Origin of the sequence: Bradyrhizobium ottawaense (genome assembly GCF_900099825.1) — a bacterium.
GTDB lineage: Bacteria > Pseudomonadota > Alphaproteobacteria > Rhizobiales > Xanthobacteraceae > Bradyrhizobium > Bradyrhizobium ottawaense_A.
The window spans coordinates 1,660,131-1,682,077 of the sequence record NZ_LT629693.1; the positions used below are offsets into that span (position 1 = coordinate 1,660,131).

The window sequence follows — 21,947 nt, forward strand, 5'->3', positions numbered from 1 at the left end:
TGACCGATGCCTCGACGACCAGACCTAATCGGCTTCATCGAGCAGCGGACGCGATGTGACCATTCCGTGCTGATCCGAAAAACGAAGCGCATCGATGATCATCGTCTTGACCTGCATTGGTCCGTCATCGTGGTTGAGCTCGTACTCCAGCAGCATTGAGGCAAAGGCCTCTTCATCGACTTTTTCGAGCGCGTCGGCAAGTTCCTTCAAAGTCATCACGCTTCTCCTCGTTCGTTGCTGAATGACGCTTTGCGCTTTGCGCGCCGTCTGGCCGGCGTTATCGTGCGGATGACGCTGCTCGGGTGATCATTGCCGCCCGCAATTGCGACGGCTGGTCAACTCCCAAGGAACGCAGGCGCCAGGTCCTCCTCGACGATGACGTGGGCGGCTTCCGGCGTCAGATCGCTGCCGACCAGGTCCAGACGTGTTGCGGCATCGAACAGCATGGCTCGCACGTCGTCTGGCGAGAGCACGCCCTTTGCGACAAGCTTGCGCACCAGGGCCTGGAGAATGAGAACATCGATTTCGCCGTGTGCGAGCGGCGCTGCCCTTTCGATCATGGTGGTCTCCCGTGTCATTTCGGCGCGCAATTGATGGGGTCGAAGCCCTGCGGCTAAGTTGCCTGGATATCGTTGTGCAACTGTTCGAGCATCCGGCGCAAGCCGTGCATCTGATCCACCAGATGAAGGATGACGTCGACGCCCTCGTCGTTGACGCCGAAGTCGGTTTTCAGGTCCCGGATGAAATGTGCCCGCGCGACGTCCATGTCGGAGAAGTTCGCGCCGGCGGAGGTCTGCTCTGGAATGAGCCACCGCTGCTCGAGCCAGAGATCCAGCGTCTGCACCTGGAGGCCCGCACTGCTCAGGAACTCCTGCTTGGTCATGATCATGATCCGCTATCCTCGCGCGGGTTGAATGCCTTGCCCTTATCCCAATTCGAAACGAATGCCTCAAGTTCAGGGTCCGGAGGTTTGGGCAGAACTACCTTGAGCCTGACGAACTGATCTCCGTGGCCTCCGCTGCGGCGGGGCGCGCCCTTGCCCTTCAAGCGCAGGGTCGTACCGGTGTTCGATCCCTTCGGCACGGCCATGGTCACGTCGCCGGTGGGTGTCGGAACGCGAATCCGCCCGCCCAGCACGGCCTCGGAGAGCGAGACCGGCAGTTCCAGCGAGATGTCGTCGCCCTCACGCGTGAAGCGATGGTCGGGCAGGACCTCCACCTCAATCAAGGCATCCCCGGCACCGCCTTTGCCGGAGCCGGGTGCTCCCTTGCCCCGCAGACGGAGGATTTGCCCGTCGACCAGGCCGGGCGGAATGGTCACGTCGAGGGTGCCGCCATCCGGCAGTGTCAGACGCTTGTTCGCCCCGGTAATCGACTCCGCAAAATCGATTGCCAGCTGGTAGTGCAAATCCCGCCCGCGCCGGTTCGCGCGCGCCCTATCACCACGTCTCAATAACTCCGCGAAAGCGTCGTCCGAATCCATGAAATCGGCGTAGCCGGAACTGTCGGTATAAGGATGGCCGTGATCCGACGTGGCAAAATCCCGATAGAAATGCTGTTGCGGTCGCTCGGCACCGGTCGCGTCGATCTCGCCATCGTCGAAACGTTTGCGCTTCTCAGCATCCCCCAGCAGATCGTAGGCGCCGGCGACCTCCTTGAATTTCTCCTCGGCCGCCTTGTCACCGGGATTGAGATCCGGATGCAGCTTTTTTGCCAGTTTTCGGTATGCCTTCTGGATATCGGCCGAAGAAGCCGTCGTGGCAACGCCGAGCACCTCGTACGGATTTCTCACGACCTACCCCGCAAGAACGTTGGTTCGCCCGGAATCATGAGGGCTCAAAACAGAATTTTTTGCAACACCCTTCACCATGCACCAATCCATTCATCGTTGACCGCCATGACGCAACATCGACGAATTCGGCGTCCGTCGATGCAGCTTCGCTTCAGTCGGGACGGTCGTACCGGCCTTCGGCAAGGGGATCCTCGGCGCATGGAATGCCATGAACCAGAGCGTTGGCTTGCGCCGGCGTGACGGCCGCTCGGTTCGAGTGGCTCCGAACGATTCCTCGCAACGAATGCTCACGCCTGGTTCGCGCTAGGACGTATGCCCCGGGTCCAGATATTTCGACATGTTCTTTTCCTGCTGGGGCGTCATCCTGGCGGTATCCGGCTTGCCCGGAACACCCCTGGGACCAAGCAGAGCTCGCGCGATATCGTCCTCGGTCAAACGAGGTTTTCCATCGTCGAGCTGACCGTTGCCGCCGTGACTTGGTTCCATGTCTGGTCTCCCGGGTATGCTCGCCTTAAAGGCCGAAACGCCAAATTTCTGATGTCAGCGACGGGTCGCTGTCCCGCTCCTCAACTTTGTGGGCGCTTGTCAGCGTACCGACAAGCGCCCTCGAGAAGTCGACTACCGCCCAAGCCGGAGTTCCAAACTCTCCAGGCCCGCAGCGACGCTGATGCCGGTCTCGCCCTCCACACTTAGCGGCTGCAGCGCGATGGAATTGTTTGAACCGCCGAGCAGCACGTTGCCGCCAACGCCGACTATGGCTGCGGCACTGGCGTCGACACCCACATAATTACCGGCGATGTCGCCTCGCCCTGGCTGTGCAACCGGCGAAAAGACGGTCCAGGCCAGCGCGGTATTCTCGGTGAAGCCGAGGTCGATACCCACTTTCTGGATGACGGCGGTGTAGTAATCTTCCGGGATACCATTGATGCGCAACGCGCATCCGAGATTGGTCACCGATCCCACGATGAAGCCAATGCTGGCGCCCCCGCGGCACTCGAGCACACCAACCTGCACCCGTTGTGCAGGCTGCTGCGCGTCGGCAGCGCCGACGCACGCGGTGAGCATGGTGGCGGCAATAGCGGAAAGGACAGTCGAACGGCGCATTAGGAAAACTCCCGATTGAGAAAAGGATGGCATGTCGTGGGTGGGAAGGATCGGAATCAGCGCTGCGAAGCCCACATTTTTCGACGCGCTCGATCAGACGAATTCGAATCGTCTGCGGCAGGAATGGCTATATCTTCGGTTCACCCCCTCGATGTTCTTTCGGCCGCAATGAGGTCGAACGACGCCTGAGCGCGCGTGTCGCGGCCGCAGTTCGATCCGACGACTTCCACGCGAACGCTATTTTGCGCGAAATTTGATGGCGGCATGCGTACCGTCGCAGAACGGTTTGTTCTTGGACCCACCACAACGGCACAGTGTCACGCGATCGCGGACCTCATATTCTTCGCCGTCCGCCGCAATAAGCGCAATTCCGCCGCGCAACCAGATTGGGCCGCTGCAAGCTTCCGCCGGATCCTCGATCAGTCCGATCGAAGCCCGCTGTTCGGGCTCGAGCGCAGCCCCGGCCTCCTTGTCCCACACCACCAGGCGTCCCGACGGGCAATTTTGGACCTGTCGAATGAACGTCGCCCGCACTTCCGGATCGTCAGTACGCGTAACCTGGCTCCACACCTGGCCGTTCGGGTCGCAGAACCGCGCGAACCCGCACAAGCCCTCGACGTCGAGGAGAGCGAGAGAAGGACCGTCGAATACTTTCGCCCGGTCGCGGTATGACGCGCGTTCCGCAACCTCGGTACCGTCAAAGCCGATCCTTGTGTGGGAGCCGTCGCAGAACGGCTTCTTGTCTGAATGCCCGCACCGGCACAGCGCAAACTTCGGCGCGGCTGGCGGCAACTCCCTCTCGATCCAGTCCTCCGACGATCCATCGGAGCCGGTCGCGATGATTTGCTCGGAAAGCTTCACGCCGCCCGTTACCACGTAGGGACCGTCCTGCGTGACTGTCACACGCACCTTGCTGTCCGATTTTCTCAATGACCTACCTCTCCTGATCTCAGCGGCAGGATATCGCGCCACATCCATCGTTCACGTCGCGACGCCTGCTCGGCATTCGCGCAGGGAAACCTGGACGTGGCGCAACATCAGGTCGTCGAGACGTCACGCCGACTTCTTCTTGTCCTCGTCGTCGATCTCGGTGAACTCGGCATCGACGACATTCTCGTTGCCTGACGGCGGCGCGGTGCCGGGCGAATGCTGCGACTGCGCGTAGACGGCCTCTCCGAGTTTAACCGACGCCTGCTGCAGAGCGTTCGCCTTCGCCGTGATCAGCGCCGCATCATTGCCTTTCAAGGCCTCCCGAAGGTCGGCCATGGCATTCTCAACTGCACGACGGTCGCCATCCGCCAGCTTGGAGCCGTGCTCTCCAACCGTCCTCTCGGTCGCGTGCAAAAGCGCCTCGGCGTGATTCTTTGCCTCGACAGCTTCCTTGCGCTTTTTGTCTTCGACCGCGTGCGCCTCCGCGTCCTTGACCATCCTTTCAATGTCGGCCTCCGAGAGCCCGCCGGATGCCTGAATCTGGATGCGCTGTTCCTTGCCGGTACCCTTGTCCTTTGCCGAGACGTTAACGATGCCGTTGGCATCAATATCGAACGTCACCTCGATCTGCGGTGTACCCCGCGGCGCCGGCGGAATGCCCATCAGGTCGAACTGGCCGAGCAGCTTGTTGTCGGCGGCCATTTCGCGTTCGCCCTGAAATACGCGGATGGTGACCGCATTCTGGTTATCCTCCGCCGTCGAGAAAACCTGGCTCTTCTTCGCCGGCACCGTGGTGTTTCGTTCAATAAGGCGAGTGAACACGCCGCCGAGCGTTTCGAGTCCGAGCGACAACGGCGTGACGTCGAGCAGCAGTACGTCCTTGACGTCGCCCTGAAGCACGCCGGCCTGGATGGCCGCGCCGATCGCAACTACCTCGTCGGGATTGACGCCTTTGTGCGGCTCCTTGCCGAAGATCTTCTGCACGACCTCCTGGATCTTCGGCATCCTGGTCATGCCGCCGACGAGCACCACTTCGTTGATGTCCTTGGCCGTGAGTCCCGCGTCCTTGAGTGCGTTAAGACACGGCTCGATGGTCTTCTGCACGAGATCCTCGACCAGCGATTCGAATTTCGCGCGCGTAAGCTTGACCACGAAATGTTTCGGACCGGACGCATCCGCCGTAATGAACGGCAGATTGATCTCGGTCTGGGTGGTTGTCGACAGCTCGATCTTGGCTTTCTCCGCAGCCTCCTTCAGGCGTTGCAGGGCCAGGTTATCGTTTCGCAGATTGATGCCCTGCTCCCTCTGGAATTCGTCGGCCAGATAGTTCACGAGACGCATATCGAAGTCTTCGCCGCCGAGGAACGTGTCGCCGTTGGTGGATTTGACCTCGAACACGCCGTCGCCGATATCCAGGATGGATATATCGAACGTACCGCCGCCGAGATCGTAGACCGCGATCTTGCTCTGCTTCTTCTTCTCGAGCCCATAGGCGAGCGCGGCAGCAGTCGGCTCATTGATGATGCGCAGGACCTCCAGACCGGCGATCTTGCCGGCGTCCTTGGTCGCCTGACGTTGCGCGTCGTTGAAATAGGCGGGAACGGTAATGACCGCCTGGGTCACCTTCTCGCCAAGATTTGCTTCGGCCGTTTCCTTCATCTTCTGTAGGATGAACGCCGAGATCTGAGACGGCGAATAGGTCTTTCCATCGGCCTCGACCCAGGCGTCGCCATTCGAGGCCTTGACGATCTTGTAAGGGACAAGGCTTTTGTCCTTTTCAACCATCGGGTCGTCATAGCGACGGCCAATCAGTCGCTTCACTGCGAAGATCGTGTTGGTGGGATTGGTCACGGCCTGCCGTCTGGCCGGCTGTCCGACCAGTCGCTCACCATCGCTCGTGAATGCAACGACCGAAGGCGTGGTACGCATGCCCTCGGCATTCTCGATGATCCGAGCGTTCTTGCCATCCATGACAGCAACGCATGAGTTCGTCGTTCCTAAATCAATTCCGATGACTTTACCCATTACGGTACTCCCTCGTTCTGATTTATCGCTCGGTATTCTGCCAACACTTCACGCGCTGCGCCAGATTTGGTTCCCAGCTGCAAGCCGCCCCTGAGCGATTTTGCACACAATGACAGTAAGACTCTCCCATTATGTTCGATAAGCATTCCGGCCGTCGCGCTACTCGTCTGGATCGCTGCCCGCAGGACGTTCGCTTTGTCGCTGCATCGCTTGTTCGGAAGGCAGCGGCGAGCCAGATGGCTGGCCGCAGTGAACCGGAATTTTCCGGCTTGTTTCCTTGTCCTTGCATTTCGGCAGCGTCACCGTGAGCACACCATTGGCGAAGTCGGCTCGGATCTTGTCGGTCTCGACCGAGTACGGCAACCGCAACGAACGCAGGAAGCTGCCGCGCGAGCGCTCTATAATGTGGTAAGTCGCCTTCTCGTCGAGCTTCTTCTCGCCGCGAATGGTGAGTATGTCGTCGACGAGGGAGACGCTGATGTCGTCCTCACTCACGCCCGGCAGATCAGCGCTAATCCGCATCTCCTGATCTGTCTCGCTCACGCCGATGCTGGGCATCATGTGGCCCTGCATGTGGCCCTGCGGCAGACCGGCCGGCATCAAGCCGCCAAGCCTGTCGTGAAACACATCGAACAACCGGTTCATCTCTCGGTGAAGCGAGAGGAACGGATGAGAATCTCGCGCTATCATTTTCTACCTGTTCACCGCCGACGCCGGAGAATGATTAGCAACAGACGTGCCATCTCGGGCGTGAAGCGAAATCAACAGCTTACGATTCGAATTTTCTGCGTCATGGACAGTTTGTCCGGACCGATCGGACAAACTGTCTGTTGCAGAGGCGCCGCGCGACCGCGTACCATCTCCACGACGCGTGTCGTCTCCAAAGAAAGTCCGCGTCAAGATCGCCCACACGCTTGGGTCGACATCAGCTTCTTCAATTAACAGAGCGAGCGGCAGCGCATATCGCAAGAGCATGCCGACGCATCGGCAAACAAACTTCTGTCATTGACTATCCGGTGAAACGATCACACGATGAGGAGCATCTGCAAAAGTACCGTTCGCCTTTTTTCGGCTAGCGCTACGGCGGGCGAATATCGAATGATGGATGTCATCGTTCCGTCATCGGTCGACGACGCGAATGCGTGACATGTAGCAAACTTGATCGACCGCATTGTTGCCGTGAGGTGCCACGATGAACATAGAAAAATATACCGATCGTACGCGGGGCTTCATCCAGTCGGCGCAATCGCTCGCCACACGCGAGGGCCACCAGCAGTTTTCCACGCTCCATATCCTGAAGGTGCTGCTGGACGACAGCGAAGGACTCGCCGGAGGTCTGATCGACCGCGCCGGCGGTAATTCCCGCGCCATCCTTAAAGCCACCGAGGATGCCCTGGCCAAGCTGCCGAAAGTGACCGGTGCTGGATCGGGACAGATTTATCTCGCGCCCGAGACCGCGCGCGCTTTCGCCGCGGCGGAGCAGGCCGCCGACAAGGCCGGCGACAGCTTCGTCGCTGTCGAGCGCCTGTTGCTGGCGCTCACGACCGACAAGGACAGCGAAGCCGGCAAGCTGCTCGCCAAGGGCGGCGTCACCCCGCAGAACCTCAACGCGGCCATCAACGCGCTGCGCAAGGGCCGCACAGCCGACAGCGCCTCGGCCGAGAACGCCTATGACGCGCTGAAGAAATATTCGCGCGATCTCACGCAGGCAGCGCGCGAAGGCAAGCTCGATCCCGTGATCGGACGCGACGAGGAAATCCGCCGCACCATCCAGGTGCTCTCCCGCCGTACCAAGAACAACCCCGTACTGATTGGCGAGCCCGGCGTCGGCAAGACCGCGATCGTTGAGGGCCTGGCGTTGCGGATCCTCAACGGCGACGTGCCGGAAAGCCTGAAAGACAAGAAGCTGTTGTCGCTCGATCTCGGCGCGTTGATTGCGGGCGCCAAATATCGCGGCGAGTTCGAGGAGCGGCTGAAAGCGGTGCTGCAGGAGGTCACAAGCGCCGAGGGCGGCATCATCCTGTTCATCGACGAGATGCACACGCTGATTGGTGCCGGCAAGGCCGACGGCGCGATGGATGCCTCCAACCTGCTCAAGCCGGCGCTGGCGCGCGGTGAACTGCATTGCATCGGCGCGACCACGCTCGATGAATATCGCAAGCATGTCGAAAAGGACGCAGCCCTGGCCCGGCGTTTCCAGCCGGTGTTCGTGTCCGAACCTACCGTCGAGGACACGATTTCGATCCTGCGCGGTCTGAAGGAGAAGTATGAGCTCCATCACGGAGTCCGCATTGCGGACTCAGCGCTGGTTGCTGCGGCGACGTTGTCGAACCGCTACATCACCGACCGCTTCCTGCCCGACAAGGCCATCGATCTCGTCGACGAGGCGGCGGCACGCCTGAAGATGCAGGTCGATTCGAAGCCGGAAGAGCTGGATTCGCTCGACCGTGAGATCATCCGCCTCAAGATCGAAAAGGAAGCACTCAAGAAGGAAACCGACCGCGGTTCCAAGACCCGCCTGCAGACCCTCGAGAAGGACCTGGTCGACCTGGAAAAGAAGTCGGCTGACCTGACGTCGAAATGGCAGGCGGAAAAGAGCAAGCTCTCCGATGCGCAGAAGATGAAGAGCGAACTCGAGCAGCTTCGCACCGAACTCGCCAACGCGCAGCGCCGCGGCGAATTCCAGCGAGCGGGCGAGCTTGCCTACGGCCGCATTCCGGATCTCGAGAAGAAGCTCGCTACAGTCGAGGCCAGCGAGAATTCCTCGATCAGCGAAGCAGTGACCGCTGACAATATCGCGCAAGTAGTGTCGCGCTGGACCGGTGTTCCCGTCGACAGGATGCTCGAAGGCGAGAAGGACAAGCTGCTCCGGATGGAAGACATGCTCGGCAGGCGCGTCGTCGGCCAGGCCGAGGCCGTGCGTGCGGTGGCGACCGCCGTGCGTCGTGCGCGCGCCGGATTGCAAGACCCGAACCGCCCGATGGGCTCGTTCATGTTCTTAGGTCCCACCGGCGTCGGCAAGACCGAGCTTGCCAAGGCCCTCGCCGAGTATCTGTTCAACGACGAGACCGCGATGGTCCGCCTCGACATGTCCGAATACATGGAGAAGCATTCGGTATCGCGGCTGATCGGCGCGCCTCCCGGCTATGTCGGTTATGACGAGGGCGGCGCCCTTACCGAGGCGGTGCGCCGGCGGCCCTATCAGGTGGTGTTGTTTGACGAAATCGAAAAAGCGCATCCGGACGTGTTTAACGTTCTGTTGCAGGTCCTGGATGACGGACGTCTCACCGACGGCCAGGGCCGCACCGTCGACTTCCGCAACACGCTGATCATCATGACGTCCAATATCGGGGCGGAGTATCTTGTCAATCAGCCGGAAGGTGAAGATACCAGCGCGGTGCGCGAGCAGGTCATGGCGCTGGTGCGTGCGCACTTCCGTCCGGAATTCTTGAACCGCGTCGATGAGATAATCCTCTTTCACCGTTTGCAGAAGAGCGAGATGGGTCGGATCGTCGAGATCCAGTTCGCGCGTCTGCAAAAGCTGTTGGAGGATCGCAAGATCGAGCTGTCGCTCGATTCGAAGGCGCGGGACTGGCTCGCGAGCAAGGGCTGGGATCCGGCCTACGGCGCGCGCCCGCTCAAGCGTGTGATCCAGCGCAATGTGCAGGACCCGCTCGCCGAGATGATCCTGGCTGGCGACGTGCGCGACGGTTCGCCAGTGAAAATCTCCGCGACCAAGGGAGGCCTCACTTTCAATGGCAAGAGGCCACAGACGACGGATGTCGATGAGTTCGAATCGGCGTGAGAATGCCCAGGGCGTCGCAGTCGTATGCGATGAGTTCAACGAAGGAGGAAGCCATGATGAAGCACAAGATCGAAGCAGGAATGGAGGTCATCGGGGCCGATGGTGTCCATGTCGGCACAGTTGATCGCGTCGTCGGCGATCGCATCGAACTCAAAAGGCGCGACAGCGGCGATGGGACGCACAAGGGGCATCATCACTACATCGAACTCGGCTTCGTGGCCGGCGTTGAGGGCCCAAAGGTCCGTCTTTCCGCCAATGCAGAGATTGCCGTGACGCTGGAAGAGGAGAGGTCCGGCCGACCTGTCGATCTGGGATAAATGGTTGCATGGTGGTGGGTCGGGCATTTCCCTCCCGCCCCCCCCCGATGAGGAGCGAAGTGTGTCGTCCACGAATCCGCAACCAGTTGTTGCACAGCTCACGCGTGCCGCCGTCTTCCTGGTAGTCACAATCAAGCCTGAGCCGGAATGCGATGACATCGTGCGGGCCTTGTGCAGCGATCTGGCCGCACTTTTACGTGCGGTCGGTTTCCGTGACCTCGAGGGCAGGCTGTCATGTGTCATGGGATTCGGCTCCGACGCATGGGACCGGCTCTTCGGAGAGCCGCGGCCGAAGGACCTGCATCCGTTCCGCGAGATCCGCGGCAGTCATCACGCCGTCGCGACGCCGGGCGATATCCTCTTTCATATTCGTTCCACGCGAATGGACCTGTGCTTCGAACTGGCTACACAGATCATGGCGCGGCTCGGCAGCGCCGCCTCCGCCACGGATGAAGTTCACGGCTTCAACTATTTCGATGATCGCGATCTGATCGGCTTCGTCGACGGAACGGAGAATCCGGTGGAAGCGGCTGCGGTCAAGGCCACCATCATCGGCGAGGAAGATGCCGCATTTTCCGGTGGCAGCTATGTGATCGTGCAAAAGTACCTTCACGACCTGAAGAGATGGAACGAGCTGCCCGTCGAGATGCAGGAGAAAATTATCGGCCGTACCAAGTTGTCCGACATCGAGCTGGATGATGCCATAAAGCCAACCTCGGCGCACAACGCCTTGACGACGATCGTCGAAAACGGAGAGCAACTGGAGATCGTGCGCGACAACATGCCGTTCGGCGACGCCGGCAAGGGAGAGTTTGGCACCTATTTCATCGGCTATGCCAGGTCCCCGCACCGGATCGAGCAGATGCTCGTCAACATGTTCGTTGGCCGTCCGCCGGGCAACTATGACCGCCTTCTCGACTTCAGCCGCGCCGTGACCGGCACGCTGTTCTTTGTGCCGTCGGCGACGTTCCTGGACAATGTCGCGATCGGGGAAGCGCCGCCGTCGGCCGCGGAACCGTCCTCGGACGGGCGCAAGATTGATGACGCACCCAAGCCGCAAATGCCGCCGTCCGATGGCTCGCTCGGTATCGGCTCACTGAAGGGAGAGACTGGACATGAATAATCTTCATCGGGGACTCGCCCCCATCTCCGCCGCGGCATGGGCCCAGATCGAAGAGGAGGCCTCCCGAACCATCAAGCGTCACCTGGCGGCGCGGCGCGTCGTGGATGTGGAAGGCCCGAAGGGCGCGGATTTCGCGGCCGTAGCTACCGGTCATCAGCGACCGATCCAGACACCGGGCGACGGAATCGAAGCGGCGCAACGCGAGACAAAGGCGCTGGTCGAATTCCGCATTCCGTTCGAGCTCACGCGCGAGGCGATCGACGACGTGGAACGCGGCGCAAACGATTCGAACTGGTCGCCGCTGAAGGAAGCGGCGCGCAAGATCGCATTCGCCGAGGATCGCGCGGTCTTCGACGGGTACGCCGCCGCTGGGATTCAGGGTATCCGCCAGGGCACCAGCAATCCGGCGTTGACGCTTCCCGCCAACGTGAAGGGTTATCCAGGCGTGGTCGCGCAGGCGGTGAGTCAATTGCGGCTGGCGGGTGTCAATGGACCCTATACGCTCGTGTTGGGCACGGAGCCGTACACCGCGATCGGCGGAGCAACCGACGACGGGTATCCGGTCCTGCAACATATCCAGCGTCTCGTCGACGGAAAGATCATCTGGGCGCCGGCGATCGAGGGAGGCGTCGTGCTCACCACCCGTGGCGGCGATTTTGACCTCACCCTCGGCCAGGACATCTCCATCGGCTATCTGAGCCATTCCGAGACGACCGTCCGCCTCTACTTTCAGGAAACAATCGCCTTTCTCATGCTGACAACCGAGGCGTCTGTGGTGCTGGCTCCGGGAACGAAGAAGTCCGATTAGAGCAGCTCGGAACGCTTCGTCCGTACGATGCAGGCACTGCCACCTCGTCAATTGCGAATCGGAAGAGGAGACATCTTGATGCAAGAGTTCGATCTTTACCTGAATCCGGAAAAGCCGTCAGTTGGCCTCTACGTGCACAAGGGAGCCGGTCTTCCCGATCTGGCCGATTCCAAGGAATGGGTGTTCGATGGCACCGCGGCGCAAGCGGAATTGCCACCGGACCTTGTGAAGAAAATCAAAGCCAACGGTCACGCCTTTCGCGACATGGATTGAGCACGGATCGCCTGAACGCGCCACGCCCTCGGGCCGCGGATCAGTTCGCTTGGCAGCGCCATACTGAACGCGCGGGCAGCCGTGAACGTTGTCCGGAACCGGTTTACGGCCGGCAGCAACATCGGTAACCTCGCGTCCGGATCGATGTGACTTGGAGAGATACCATGCCGCCCAAGGATCCCATCAACTGGATGCTTTCCGATGCCATCGAGACGCTCGCCCGGGCTGAGCGCCTGCACCAGCGATTCCTGAATCTGCAGCCGCTCACGGGCAAGCGCGAGCCGTGCTGGGAACCGCCCATCGACGTGATCGAGACAGACGACGAGATCCTCATCCTGATTGCGCTGCCGGGGGTCGACCCCGATGACGTCGAGGCGCTGCTCGACAAGGGAGCGCTTGTGATCAGTGGACGCCGCACCTTGCCCGCGGAACTCCGCAATGCCCGCATTCTGCGCCTCGAACTGCCGCAAGGCCGGTTCGAGCGCCGCATCCCGCTACCAACGGGCCGCTACACCATTACCCGCTTCGCCGCTCACGGCTGCGTCGGGTTGCGGCTAGGAAAATCCAGCTGAGGAGTTCGGCATGTCCTCTTCCGATGTATCAAGCTCAGCGCCAGTGTCGTCGTCCGATCATTCCGCTCCGATTCCGGGAGATGCTCTCATCATTGTCCCGGTGCGCAATACCGTGCTGTTTCCCGACGTCATTATGCCGATTACCATAGCGCGGCCGAAATCCATTGCCGCCGCACAGCAAGCGGTGCGCGAACAGCGCCAGATCGGCATCCTGCTTCAGCGCGATGCGGAGGTGAGCGAACCCGGCCCCGACGATTTGTACCGCGTCGGCACCGTCGCCAATATCGTTCGCTACCTCACCGGACCCGACGAAAGCCATCACCTCGTTTGCCAGGGCGTGCAACGCATGCGCGTGCTTGACTACCTCCCGGGTACGCCGTTTCTCACGGCCCGTGTTCTTCAGATACCGGAGCCCACGACCAGCTCCCCGGAGATCGAGGCGCGCTTCCTGAATTTGCAACGGCAGGCCCTTGAGGCCGCGCAGCTGCTGCCGCAGGTGCCGCCGGAATTGATCGCGGCGCTGCAGGGCACGACCTCGCCCGCAACCCTGGCCGATCTTGCGACCTCCTACATGGACATCAAGCCGCAGGAAAAGCAGGAAATCCTCGAGACGGTCGATCTTGCGCTGCGGATGGACAAGGTTTCGCGCCATCTGGGCGAACGCATCGAGGTGCTGCGGCTCAGCCAGGAGATAGGGCTGCAGACCAAGGCCACCTTCGACGAGCGTCAACGCGAGGCGATCCTTCGCGAGCAGATGGCAACCATCCAGCGCCAGCTTGGCGAAGGCGACGGGAAGGCGCAGGAGGTGGCGGAGTTGAACGAAGCGATCGTCAGGGCCAAAATGCCGCCAGAGGCCGAGGGCCAGGCGCGAAAGGAGCTCCGCCGCTATGAACGGATGCCGGAGGCCGCCGCGGAGGCCGGCATGGTCCGAAGCTACATCGACTGGCTGATCGAGCTGCCCTGGAGCCTGCCGGAAGAAAAGCCGATCGACATTGCCGAGGCGCGACGAATTCTCGACGAAGACCACTACGGCCTGGAAAAGATCAAGAGCCGGATTATCGAATATCTGGCTGTGAGGAAGCTGTCACCGGGCGGCAAGGCGCCTATCCTCTGCTTCGTCGGACCGCCTGGCGTCGGCAAGACCTCCCTGGGGCAGTCCATCGCACGCGCGATGGCGCGACCGTTCGTCCGGGTCAGCCTCGGCGGCGTGCATGACGAGGCCGAGATCCGCGGTCATCGCCGCACCTATATCGGCGCACTCCCGGGCAACATCATTCAGGCGATCAAGAAAGCCGGCGCGCGCAATTGCGTGATGATGCTAGACGAGATCGACAAGATGGGACGCGGAATTCAGGGCGATCCCTCCGCCGCAATGCTCGAAGTGCTCGACCCCGAGCAGAATGCGACGTTCCGCGACAACTATCTCGGCGTGCCGTTCGACCTCTCGCGCGTGGTATTCGTCGCTACCGCAAACATGCTCGACAGTGTTCCGGGGCCGTTGCTGGATCGGATGGAGATCATAAGTCTCGCGGGATACACCGAAGACGAGAAGCTCGAGATCGCGCGGCGCTATCTGGTTCGCCGCCAGCTCGAGGCCAACGGGCTGAAGGCCGAACAGGTCGAGATCGATCCGGATGCCCTCAGACTGATCATCAAGAGCTATACCCGCGAGGCGGGTGTTCGCAATCTCGAGCGCGAGATCGGCAAGGTATTCCGCAACGTCGCGGTCCAGGTCGCGGAAGGCAGTGCGAGCCGTGTGATTGTCACCGCAAAGGACATCGCGCCCCTGCTCGGTCAGCCGCGGTTCGAGAATGAGATCGCCATGCGCACCAGCATTCCCGGGGTGGCAACCGGGCTGGCCTGGACGCCGGTCGGCGGCGACATTCTCTTTATCGAGGCTTCGCGCATACCCGGGAAAGGCGTGCTGATCCTCACCGGCCAGCTTGGCGAGGTGATGCGCGAGAGCGTGCAGGCCGCCCTGACCCTGGTGAAGAGCCGGGCATCGCAGCTCGGCATCGATGCCGCCATCTTCGAGAAGAGCGATATCCACGTCCACGTACCCGCCGGTGCGACGCCGAAGGATGGCCCGAGCGCAGGTGTCGCGATGTTTACCGCCCTCACCTCGTTGCTCACGGATCGCACGGTCCGCAGCGACACCGCCATGACCGGCGAGATATCACTGCGGGGCCTGGTGCTTCCGGTTGGTGGCATCAAGGAGAAGGTGGTCGCCGCCGCCGCCGCAGGCTTGACCCGCGTCATGCTGCCCGCAAGGAACCGGCGCGATTTCGACGAAATCCCGGCGGGCGCGCGCAGCAAACTGGAATTCATCTGGCTCGAACGGGTTGACGACGCGATTGCCGCAGCTCTGGAGGGTGGCGCCAGGATAGCCCCCGCCGCCGCGGAATAGTTGACAGTCGTTCCTCACATTTTCTGATTGCGGCCGCTGGCCAAACTACGCCCTTTGGTTGGAGCAATAAGCAAGCGGCGACCGCATGCTTGGCCCTCGCGAACCAGCGCAGAGAACGCCGGAAAGCGCGGCTGGCGACGCAGTGGTGATCGCACCGGTCTCCAGCCAATTTCCCTGCAAACAGGGACTTTTTCAGGGAAAATTGCAATTTTCAGGCTGGATTGCGACCTCTAAGCTGAGAAAACCGCTGCGCCGCAGCCACGTTCAGACGATTTCCCTAAGCGGCTTAACAGGGAAATTATCAGGACGAACAGGGATCTGCGGGGAGTTAACAGGCAATTGGATCGCCGCTGGCCTTCCAGGACGCGCCAGCCTATTGGGGCTCCCATTCCACCAGCAGCCGGCTCGGTAGAATCCAGCGGGTACCGATCTAGGCCGCCAGTTTGGGTTCTTGCGCATCCAGTGGTCGGCCTCCGAAGTGGCGGCCAGAAACTTCTCGGTGGTTTCGCGACCTTATCCCGCGACCTTCGAAAAATCAGGCTTGCGGCGCTCGGCAAACGCCGCGAAGGCCTCGCGCGCTTCGCCGGTCTGCAGGCGCTGGCGAAACAATGCGCCTTCCCGGCTGATCTGGGCGGCGATCTTGTCAATATCCCGCATCAATGCCTTGGTGTGGTTCAGCGAGCCAGCCGGCCGTTTGGTGAGGGCTTCGGCCGCTGCCCGCGCCTTGGCGCGCAACTCTGCGACCGGCACCACAGCGTTGGCGAGGCCGCAGGCCAATGCGGTAGCGGCATCGAGCGGTTCTCCCAGCGCAAACATGGCGTAGGCGCGGACATGTCCGATCCGCGCCGGCAGCAGCCAGCTGGAGGCGGCCTCCGGAACCAGCGCCAGGTTGACGAACGGCGTCATCAGCTTGGCGGTGTCGGCCAGGAACACCAGGTCGCAATGAAGCAGCATCGTGGTGCCGACGCCGACCGCGTTGCCTTGCACGGCGGCAATGAGCGGACGGGTGGCCTTGCCGAGATTGCTGATGAACCGATGCGCCTGCGGCTCGCCGGTGTCCTTGCCGTTGGCCTGGGCGCTGAAATCGGCCAGGTCATTTCCTGCCGTAAAGCTGTCGCCGTCGCCCTGGAACAGAACGACGCGGACAGCCGGATCCCTCTCCGCGCGCTCCAACCCATCCGACATCGCGCTATACATGGCGTTGCTCAGGGCGTTCTTCTTGTCGGCGCGGGCCAGCGTCAATGTCATGATGCCGGCGTCGATTTCGGTTTTTACATGTTCAGTCATGATCGTTCGTCTCCTTGCAGTTTTTGTTCGGTCGCCGGACTCCGGATGCTGTCAGCGGTTTTCGCCTGGCGGATTGACCGCTTAGAGCCTGCCGGCCGGCTCCAAGAATTTCATCGGACAGCTTGTTATCGCCGACCGCTCGTGCGAGCGCGATCGAGCCCATCAAGGTTGCGAGCGCGCCTGTTGCGATCTGGCGCGCCTGCTTTTGCGATTTCCCCGGCAACAACCCGGCGATCACGCCGATCATTTCGTCAAGCTTCCTCGCAAACACGCCGCGCGCCTTCCGGCTCGAACGGGCGATATCGGTACCGAGCGCCGGCAGCACGCAACCGTGTGCCCGATCATCACGATGGCCCGATCTCAGATATGCTTCAATGAACGCGTCGAACTGCTCGTCGGCCGGCATCCCCTTCGTGTGGCTCCGCCACTGAACCATGGTTCGATCCATCGCCGAGGCGAACGCCTCGATAACCAGAGCTTCGCGCGATTCAAAATGAGAGTAGAAGCCACCGTGCGTGAGACCGACGAGCTTCATCAAATCGGCCACGCTCACGCCGTCGACGCCGGCCTGACGCAGAACACAAGAGGCTTCCTCGACGATCCGGCCCCGGGTCTGCAGCCCATGGCCCTTTACATAGCGCATCGCCGGCTCTCAAGCATGCTCATGCTCACCATTTTTCCCCGAAGGGCCGAAGCTCGCTGAGGAAGGACCATGCCGAGCGATCCTGCTTGTAGAGGTGCCACAGTTCATCGGCGATGGCGGATGGCTTGATAAAGAAATCGTCCGGTGCGTCCGGCAGACGTTCGCGCATGCGCGGTACATCGATCACGGCGTCGATCAGGACGTATGCGACGTGGATACCGCGCGGTCCGAGATCGCGCGCTATCGATTCCGATAGAATGCGCTGGGCCGCCTTGGTCGGGGCAAAGCCCGCAAAATTCGCCTTGCCGCGAATGGCGGAGGTGTTGCCGGTGACGAGGATGGCGCCGTTACCTGCCTTGATCATGTCCGGCGCGACTTCGCGCGCCAGATACAACAGGCCCATCACGTTCACTTGAAAATTCCGATCGAGCATTTTTGGCTCGATCTCGAGAAATGTCCCCCACCCGCCCCCGACCGCGTTGTGTATGAGGACATTCGGGGAGCCGTATGACTTGCGTATGTTGGCAACGGTGTCTGCGATCTGGCTCTCGCTGGAGACATCGCAAATCATCGCGTGGGTATCGGGGAGTTCCTGTTCCAGCGCGCGGATGCGGTCCGGCGAGCGCGCCAGGGCGATGACACGAAATCCCTCTGCGGCGAAGCGCCGGACAATCGCGGAGCCCGTGCCCGGACCGACACCCGTCACTATGGCAATCGGTTTGTCAGCCACTGACGCCTCGTAGGGACTTGCATCGCCGTGACAGGATTCTGAACAGCATTGGACACCAAACGCTCGGTTTTGATTTTATCATGTTAGATGATATCCATAATATAACGCAATCAAATTCGGTGTGAGCTGGCGGGACGGACGGGTCTAACGCCCCGCGAATGCGGGCTTGCGCTTGCCGATGAAGGCGCCCACAGCCTCCTTGTGATCGGCCGTCCGCGACGACCGCACCATGTTTTCCGCTTCCTGATCCATTGAATCCAGAAAGTCTGATTTCAAGGCATGGTCAAGGTTATCCTTGATGTAGGCGAGCGCGATCGACGGTCCCTCGGCCAGCGACTTCGCGAGCGCAAACGCTGCCTCGCGAAGCTCCGTGTCGGGCACCACACGATTGACGAGACCAAGTGTCTCGCAACGCCGGGCGTCGATCCTCTCCGACAGGAACATCAGTTCCCGCGCGCGCGAGGTTCCGACCAACCGGGTCAGCAACCACGCGACACCGTAATCGCCCGTCAACCCGATGCGAGCGTATCCGGTGGACATGATCGCGGATTCACCGGCAATGCGGATATCGCAGGCGAGCGCGAGCGCCATCCCGGCGCCGGCCGCGGGACCTGGAAGTGCTGCGACCGTCGGCTTCCTCACCGCCACCAGCGCGCCAGTCAAAGTGCGCTGCCTTGTTCGCAGGTCGGCGACGCGTTCTTCAAACGGCGTTTCAGCCTTGCTGGAATTGCTGCCCATGCCCTTGACGTCGCCGCCGGCGCAAAAGGCCGCGCCCGCGCCCGTGATCAGCAACGCCCCGACGGCAGGGTCATCGCCGCATTGCTTGATCATCCGCCGCAGGGCCGGCGTCAGATGGTCAGAGAGCGCGTTGCGCGCTTCGGGGCGATTGAGCGTGATGAGCGCGACGCGATCGCGGATTTCACACAATAGCTCGCTGGTCCCGGTGTCGATCTCGATCTGATCACTTGCCATTTCGACCGCTCCTGTTTCGTTACTGCCGAAGTCGGGATCTCTCCCTGTCTCCTAAATGACCACCACCTGGCCACACGGTTCGGACGAATAGACAAGTTCCATCTGCGCCGCCCGATTGATCAGGACGGCGCGTTGATTGACGTAGGCCTTGTCCGTGATCTCGCCGGCCGCCAGCGAAGGCGGCTCCTCGAGCAGCGTGAGGGCGCAGATGCGCTCGCTGCTTCCAACACCGGCATTGTAAAGCCGTAAACTTTGCTGGAGAACGGCGATCACGCCCGGGTCGCAGTTGAGGTTGCTGTCGGCATTGGCAGCGTGCTTCCTGGCCACGACCGGATTTAGCCAACCCAGCACGGCGCATGAGTGGCGATTTTCGCCGGCAATGACGACGTCCTGCAAGACACCGTGCGTAGCCGCCAGCAGTGCGGCTCTCAGATTGCCGACAGCCACCCATGTCCCGTTGGCGAGCTTGAAATTTTCGGAAACCCGGCCGGTGAAGCACAGTCCGCGGCCTGGGTTGGCAGGATCGATGAAGGATATGGTGTCGCCGACCCGATAGAAACCCTCATCGTCAAACGCCGCCGACGTCAAATCCGGCCGGCCCAGATAGCCTGGTGTCACATTCGGGCCGCGCACGCGAGCCTCATAGGTGTCGCCGGCGGGGATGAGTTTCAACTCCACCCCCGGAGCCGGAAGGCCCAACTCGCCCGGCGTGTCGGTTGCCCAGTGCGTGGTGCTGATCGTGGGAGCCGTTTCGGTCGCACCGTAACCGGACATCACCGGAATCGGCCTGCCTGTCGCGGCCTTTGCCAGCTGATACAGCTTGTCCAGCGTGGTCCGCGATATCGCAGCTCCTGCGTAACTCATCCGATCGAGTTGCCGGAAGAAGTTGGTACGCAAATCCTGGTCGGTTTCCAGGGCTTCGCACAACAGCGTGTATCCCGCCGGCACGTTGAACATGGCGGTCGGCGATACGTCCTTTAGATTGGCAATCGTCTTGTGAAACAATTGCGGGACCGGACGCCCCTCGTCAATATAGAGCGTACCGCCATGCTTCAGAATGCCGTTCAGGATGACGTTGCTTCCCATCGTGTGATGCCACGGAAGCCATTCGACCTGTACCGGTGCCTCGCGAGGCGACACCAGCAATGCCCCCATCTGCAGCGAGCTTGCCATCATCTTGTGCGTGTTGATCACGCCCTTCGGCAGCCCTGTCGAACCCGAGGTGAACAGGATTTTTGCGGCAGCCTCCTTGTCGATCGAACGAAAGGCCTGCTCGAATTCCGCGCCGGGACGCGTCAGGTAAAGTGGCTGAAGCGAGACAATTCCAGGCCGTTGATCTGCTGCGATCCATGTCGCGGACGCAAGCTCCGGGATCTTGCGTGCGCCCGAATAGACCTCGCTGTCCTGCACGAAGACGAAAGAGGGCTGCAGCAGCGTTGCGATGTCCTGCAGGCGAGCCAGTCCGCCCGGCATCAGCGAATAGTTCGGCGATATCGAAGCGGCGACGACCCCGACCGACATCGCCGCGAACATCACGATCGCATGCTCGATCGAATTGCTGGAGAGGATGGCCAATTTGTCGCCGCGCCTGGCGCCCAGATCGATCATGGCCTGCCCGATCGACTGCACCCGTTGCCATAGTTCGGCGTAGGAGAGCTTCTGCCACTCGCCGTCGCCGCCGCGCTGGGCAAGAAATACGCGTTGTGGCGCCTTCTCCGCCCATTCCGGAATGAAATCCAGGATCGACCATTGCGGGTTCTCGAACGCGATCGGGGACCGCAGGACGAGCGTCCCGTCGGTGCGTTTCTCGATCCGGATTTCCCGTGGCGCGAATTGGGGGCCTTCAGAGAGAACAGCTGGAGATTGGTGAAGGGTCATGCGGCCGTTGCTCCTGTCCGACGATCTATGCTTCGCGTTGAATGCAAAAGGGATCCTGCGTCGTCCGGCCCGCTCGGGCCGCACCGCCTCTATGCAGCAAGCCTGAGAATGTCGACGATATCCTCAGGCCCTTCGATGGTCCTTGGGTTCGCTCGGGTGAACACCGACAGCATCGCGTTACGACCGATCAGTTCAAACTTGTCCTGGGTCACGCCGACCTCCGAAAGATGGCCGGGTAATTCCAATCGGCCGATGAATTGGGCGAAGGTATCGCTGGCCCTGGCGTCCGGCGCTCGCCAGGCCTCGGCTATTCGCTTTTGCGCCTCGTCCGTCACGGGTTGATTGTATTTCAGCACGCTCGGCATCATGACCGCTGTACAAAGGTAGTGCGGAACATCGCAGGTACCGCCGAGCACATGTCCGATCGCATGGCTTGCTCCCATCGGAACGCGGCATTGCAAGCCGAAGGCGGACATCCAGGAGCCAAGCTGGCAGAATTGCCGGGCTTCCAGATCGTCCGGATTTTCCTTCGTGGCCAGCAGGCCGTCGTACAGGTACCGCAGACCGCGCAGGCACACACTTTCCACCAGAGGATTGCCTCTCGGCGAGCAAACCGCTTCGATCCCGTGGTCCATCGCACGCGTGCCTGAGCCGAGCCACAGCGTCTGCGGGGTGTGCCGCGTGATTTCCGGATCCAGGATGATCGACAGCGGCATCATCATCGGATGACTGAATATCTGCTTCAGCTTCCTGCGCGAGTCCGTCACGAGAGTTCCGGAGTTATACTCGCCACCCGAGAGCGTGCTGGGGATCGCGATCATCCTGACCTTCGGAGCGCGAAATGGACCGGGCCGCGGCCCCTCCGGCGTCGAGACTAGCTCGAATCCATCGAGGCCGGATTCCTCGGTGATATTGTGCTCAAGGCACATCAGGACGATCTTAGCCGCATCAACCACGGAGCCGCCGCCCACGGCGACGATCAAATCCGCTTTCGCCGCTGCGGCCGCAGCCGTCGCCGTAACGGCCGACGCACGCGTCGTATGCTGCGGAACGCCGTCAAAGGTACCGGCATATCTGTCGCCTAGCGCGTTGCGGATCTTCTCGATCTCGTCGGTTTGCGTGTTCAGCGTTTTGCTGACGATGAGGAACACGCGTTTGGCACCGCGTTTCTCGGCTTCCTCGCGCAAGGCCTGGCCGGCCGGCTTTCCGAAGATCACCTGATCCATCGGCGGATATTGATGAAACCCGGCTTTAGTCATGCTGGTCCTCCATTTGTGGCAGT

22 protein-coding genes are annotated in these 21,947 nt (G+C 61.3%); 7 read left to right on the forward strand and 15 right to left on the reverse strand.

The window, feature by feature from the left end; translation table 11 throughout:
* Window positions 1-24 precede the first annotated feature (24 nt).
* From BLR13_RS07755 to BLR13_RS07795, 9 genes are all read right to left on the reverse strand, one after another.
* On the reverse strand, window positions 25-216 hold the full coding sequence (locus BLR13_RS07755) for a hypothetical protein (protein WP_074825773.1): 192 nt from the start codon (window positions 214-216) through the stop codon (window positions 25-27).
* Between the two features lie 119 nt (window positions 217-335).
* Window positions 336-560: a hypothetical protein gene (locus BLR13_RS07760; protein ID WP_074825771.1), complete on the reverse strand. Its 225-nt coding sequence runs from the start codon at window positions 558-560 to the stop codon at window positions 336-338.
* 53 nt (window positions 561-613) lie between these two features.
* Window positions 614-883 carry a chaperone modulator CbpM gene (locus BLR13_RS07765; RefSeq protein WP_074831792.1) on the reverse strand — a complete coding sequence of 90 codons (270 nt, stop codon included), beginning with the start codon at window positions 881-883 and terminating at the stop codon, window positions 614-616.
* A 2-nt stretch (window positions 884-885) separates the two neighbouring features.
* A complete protein-coding gene (locus BLR13_RS07770; RefSeq protein ID WP_074825769.1) occupies window positions 886-1,791 on the reverse strand; it encodes a DnaJ C-terminal domain-containing protein in 906 nt (301 codons plus the stop codon).
* Between the two features lie 303 nt (window positions 1,792-2,094).
* Entirely contained in the window at window positions 2,095-2,277 is a 183-nt protein-coding gene (locus BLR13_RS07775; RefSeq protein ID WP_074825768.1) for a hypothetical protein, read from the reverse strand.
* A gap of 132 nt (window positions 2,278-2,409) precedes the next feature.
* Entirely contained in the window at window positions 2,410-2,895 is a 486-nt protein-coding gene (locus BLR13_RS07780) for a DUF992 domain-containing protein (RefSeq protein ID WP_074825767.1), read from the reverse strand.
* 237 nt (window positions 2,896-3,132) lie between these two features.
* A complete protein-coding gene (locus BLR13_RS07785) occupies window positions 3,133-3,804 on the reverse strand; it encodes a CDGSH iron-sulfur domain-containing protein (protein WP_244525117.1) in 672 nt (223 codons plus the stop codon).
* Window positions 3,805-3,948: 144 nt separating this feature from the next.
* The gene (gene dnaK / locus BLR13_RS07790; protein WP_074825765.1) at window positions 3,949-5,850 is read right to left on the reverse strand and encodes a molecular chaperone DnaK; all 1,902 of its coding nucleotides are present in this window, start codon (window positions 5,848-5,850) and stop codon (window positions 3,949-3,951) included.
* 159 nt (window positions 5,851-6,009) lie between these two features.
* Entirely contained in the window at window positions 6,010-6,495 is a 486-nt protein-coding gene (locus tag BLR13_RS07795; RefSeq protein ID WP_074825763.1) for an Hsp20/alpha crystallin family protein, read from the reverse strand.
* A gap of 547 nt (window positions 6,496-7,042) precedes the next feature.
* On the opposite strand from BLR13_RS07795, the gene clpB reads away from it, so the two are divergent.
* The 7 genes from clpB to lon all read left to right on the forward strand — a co-directional run bounded on the left by clpB (window position 7,043) and on the right by lon (window position 15,155).
* Complete coding sequence (gene clpB / locus BLR13_RS07800; protein WP_074825761.1) at window positions 7,043-9,655, forward strand: ATP-dependent chaperone ClpB; 2,613 nt, start codon at window positions 7,043-7,045, stop codon at window positions 9,653-9,655.
* A gap of 56 nt (window positions 9,656-9,711) precedes the next feature.
* Complete coding sequence (locus BLR13_RS07805; RefSeq protein ID WP_074831790.1) at window positions 9,712-9,972, forward strand: DUF2171 domain-containing protein; 261 nt, start codon at window positions 9,712-9,714, stop codon at window positions 9,970-9,972.
* 61 nt (window positions 9,973-10,033) lie between these two features.
* On the forward strand, window positions 10,034-11,095 hold the full coding sequence (locus BLR13_RS07810) for a Dyp-type peroxidase (RefSeq protein WP_074825759.1): 1,062 nt from the start codon (window positions 10,034-10,036) through the stop codon (window positions 11,093-11,095).
* Window positions 11,088-11,903, forward strand: a complete 816-nt coding sequence (locus tag BLR13_RS07815; RefSeq protein WP_074825757.1) for a family 1 encapsulin nanocompartment shell protein — start codon at window positions 11,088-11,090, stop codon at window positions 11,901-11,903. Before BLR13_RS07810 ends, BLR13_RS07815 begins: the two co-directional genes overlap by 8 nt.
* A 78-nt stretch (window positions 11,904-11,981) precedes the next feature.
* A complete protein-coding gene (locus BLR13_RS07820; protein WP_074825755.1) occupies window positions 11,982-12,176 on the forward strand; it encodes a hypothetical protein in 195 nt (64 codons plus the stop codon).
* 164 nt (window positions 12,177-12,340) lie between these two features.
* Entirely contained in the window at window positions 12,341-12,748 is a 408-nt protein-coding gene (locus tag BLR13_RS07825) for an Hsp20/alpha crystallin family protein (RefSeq protein ID WP_074825753.1), read from the forward strand.
* A 10-nt stretch (window positions 12,749-12,758) separates the two neighbouring features.
* Window positions 12,759-15,155 carry an endopeptidase La gene (gene lon / locus BLR13_RS07830; RefSeq protein WP_074825750.1) on the forward strand — a complete coding sequence of 799 codons (2,397 nt, stop codon included), beginning with the start codon at window positions 12,759-12,761 and terminating at the stop codon, window positions 15,153-15,155.
* A 513-nt stretch (window positions 15,156-15,668) separates the two neighbouring features.
* Here lon and BLR13_RS07835 read toward each other — a convergent pair.
* The 6 genes from BLR13_RS07835 to BLR13_RS07860 form a co-directional block, all read right to left on the reverse strand.
* Entirely contained in the window at window positions 15,669-16,442 is a 774-nt protein-coding gene (locus tag BLR13_RS07835) for an enoyl-CoA hydratase-related protein (RefSeq protein WP_074825748.1), read from the reverse strand.
* Window positions 16,435-17,085, reverse strand: a complete 651-nt coding sequence (locus tag BLR13_RS07840) for a TetR/AcrR family transcriptional regulator (protein WP_074825746.1) — start codon at window positions 17,083-17,085, stop codon at window positions 16,435-16,437. Before BLR13_RS07840 ends, BLR13_RS07835 begins: the two co-directional genes overlap by 8 nt.
* Before the next feature lie 25 nt (window positions 17,086-17,110).
* The gene (locus BLR13_RS07845) at window positions 17,111-17,815 is read right to left on the reverse strand and encodes an SDR family NAD(P)-dependent oxidoreductase (protein ID WP_074825744.1); all 705 of its coding nucleotides are present in this window, start codon (window positions 17,813-17,815) and stop codon (window positions 17,111-17,113) included.
* Window positions 17,816-17,959: 144 nt separating this feature from the next.
* Window positions 17,960-18,787, reverse strand: coding sequence for an enoyl-CoA hydratase-related protein (locus BLR13_RS07850; protein WP_074825741.1), 828 nt, complete (start codon window positions 18,785-18,787; stop codon window positions 17,960-17,962).
* A gap of 51 nt (window positions 18,788-18,838) precedes the next feature.
* Window positions 18,839-20,665 carry an AMP-binding protein gene (locus BLR13_RS07855; protein WP_074825740.1) on the reverse strand — a complete coding sequence of 609 codons (1,827 nt, stop codon included), beginning with the start codon at window positions 20,663-20,665 and terminating at the stop codon, window positions 18,839-18,841.
* A gap of 89 nt (window positions 20,666-20,754) precedes the next feature.
* Window positions 20,755-21,924 carry an iron-containing alcohol dehydrogenase gene (locus tag BLR13_RS07860; RefSeq protein WP_074825738.1) on the reverse strand — a complete coding sequence of 390 codons (1,170 nt, stop codon included), beginning with the start codon at window positions 21,922-21,924 and terminating at the stop codon, window positions 20,755-20,757.
* Window positions 21,925-21,947: the final 23 nt, after the last annotated feature.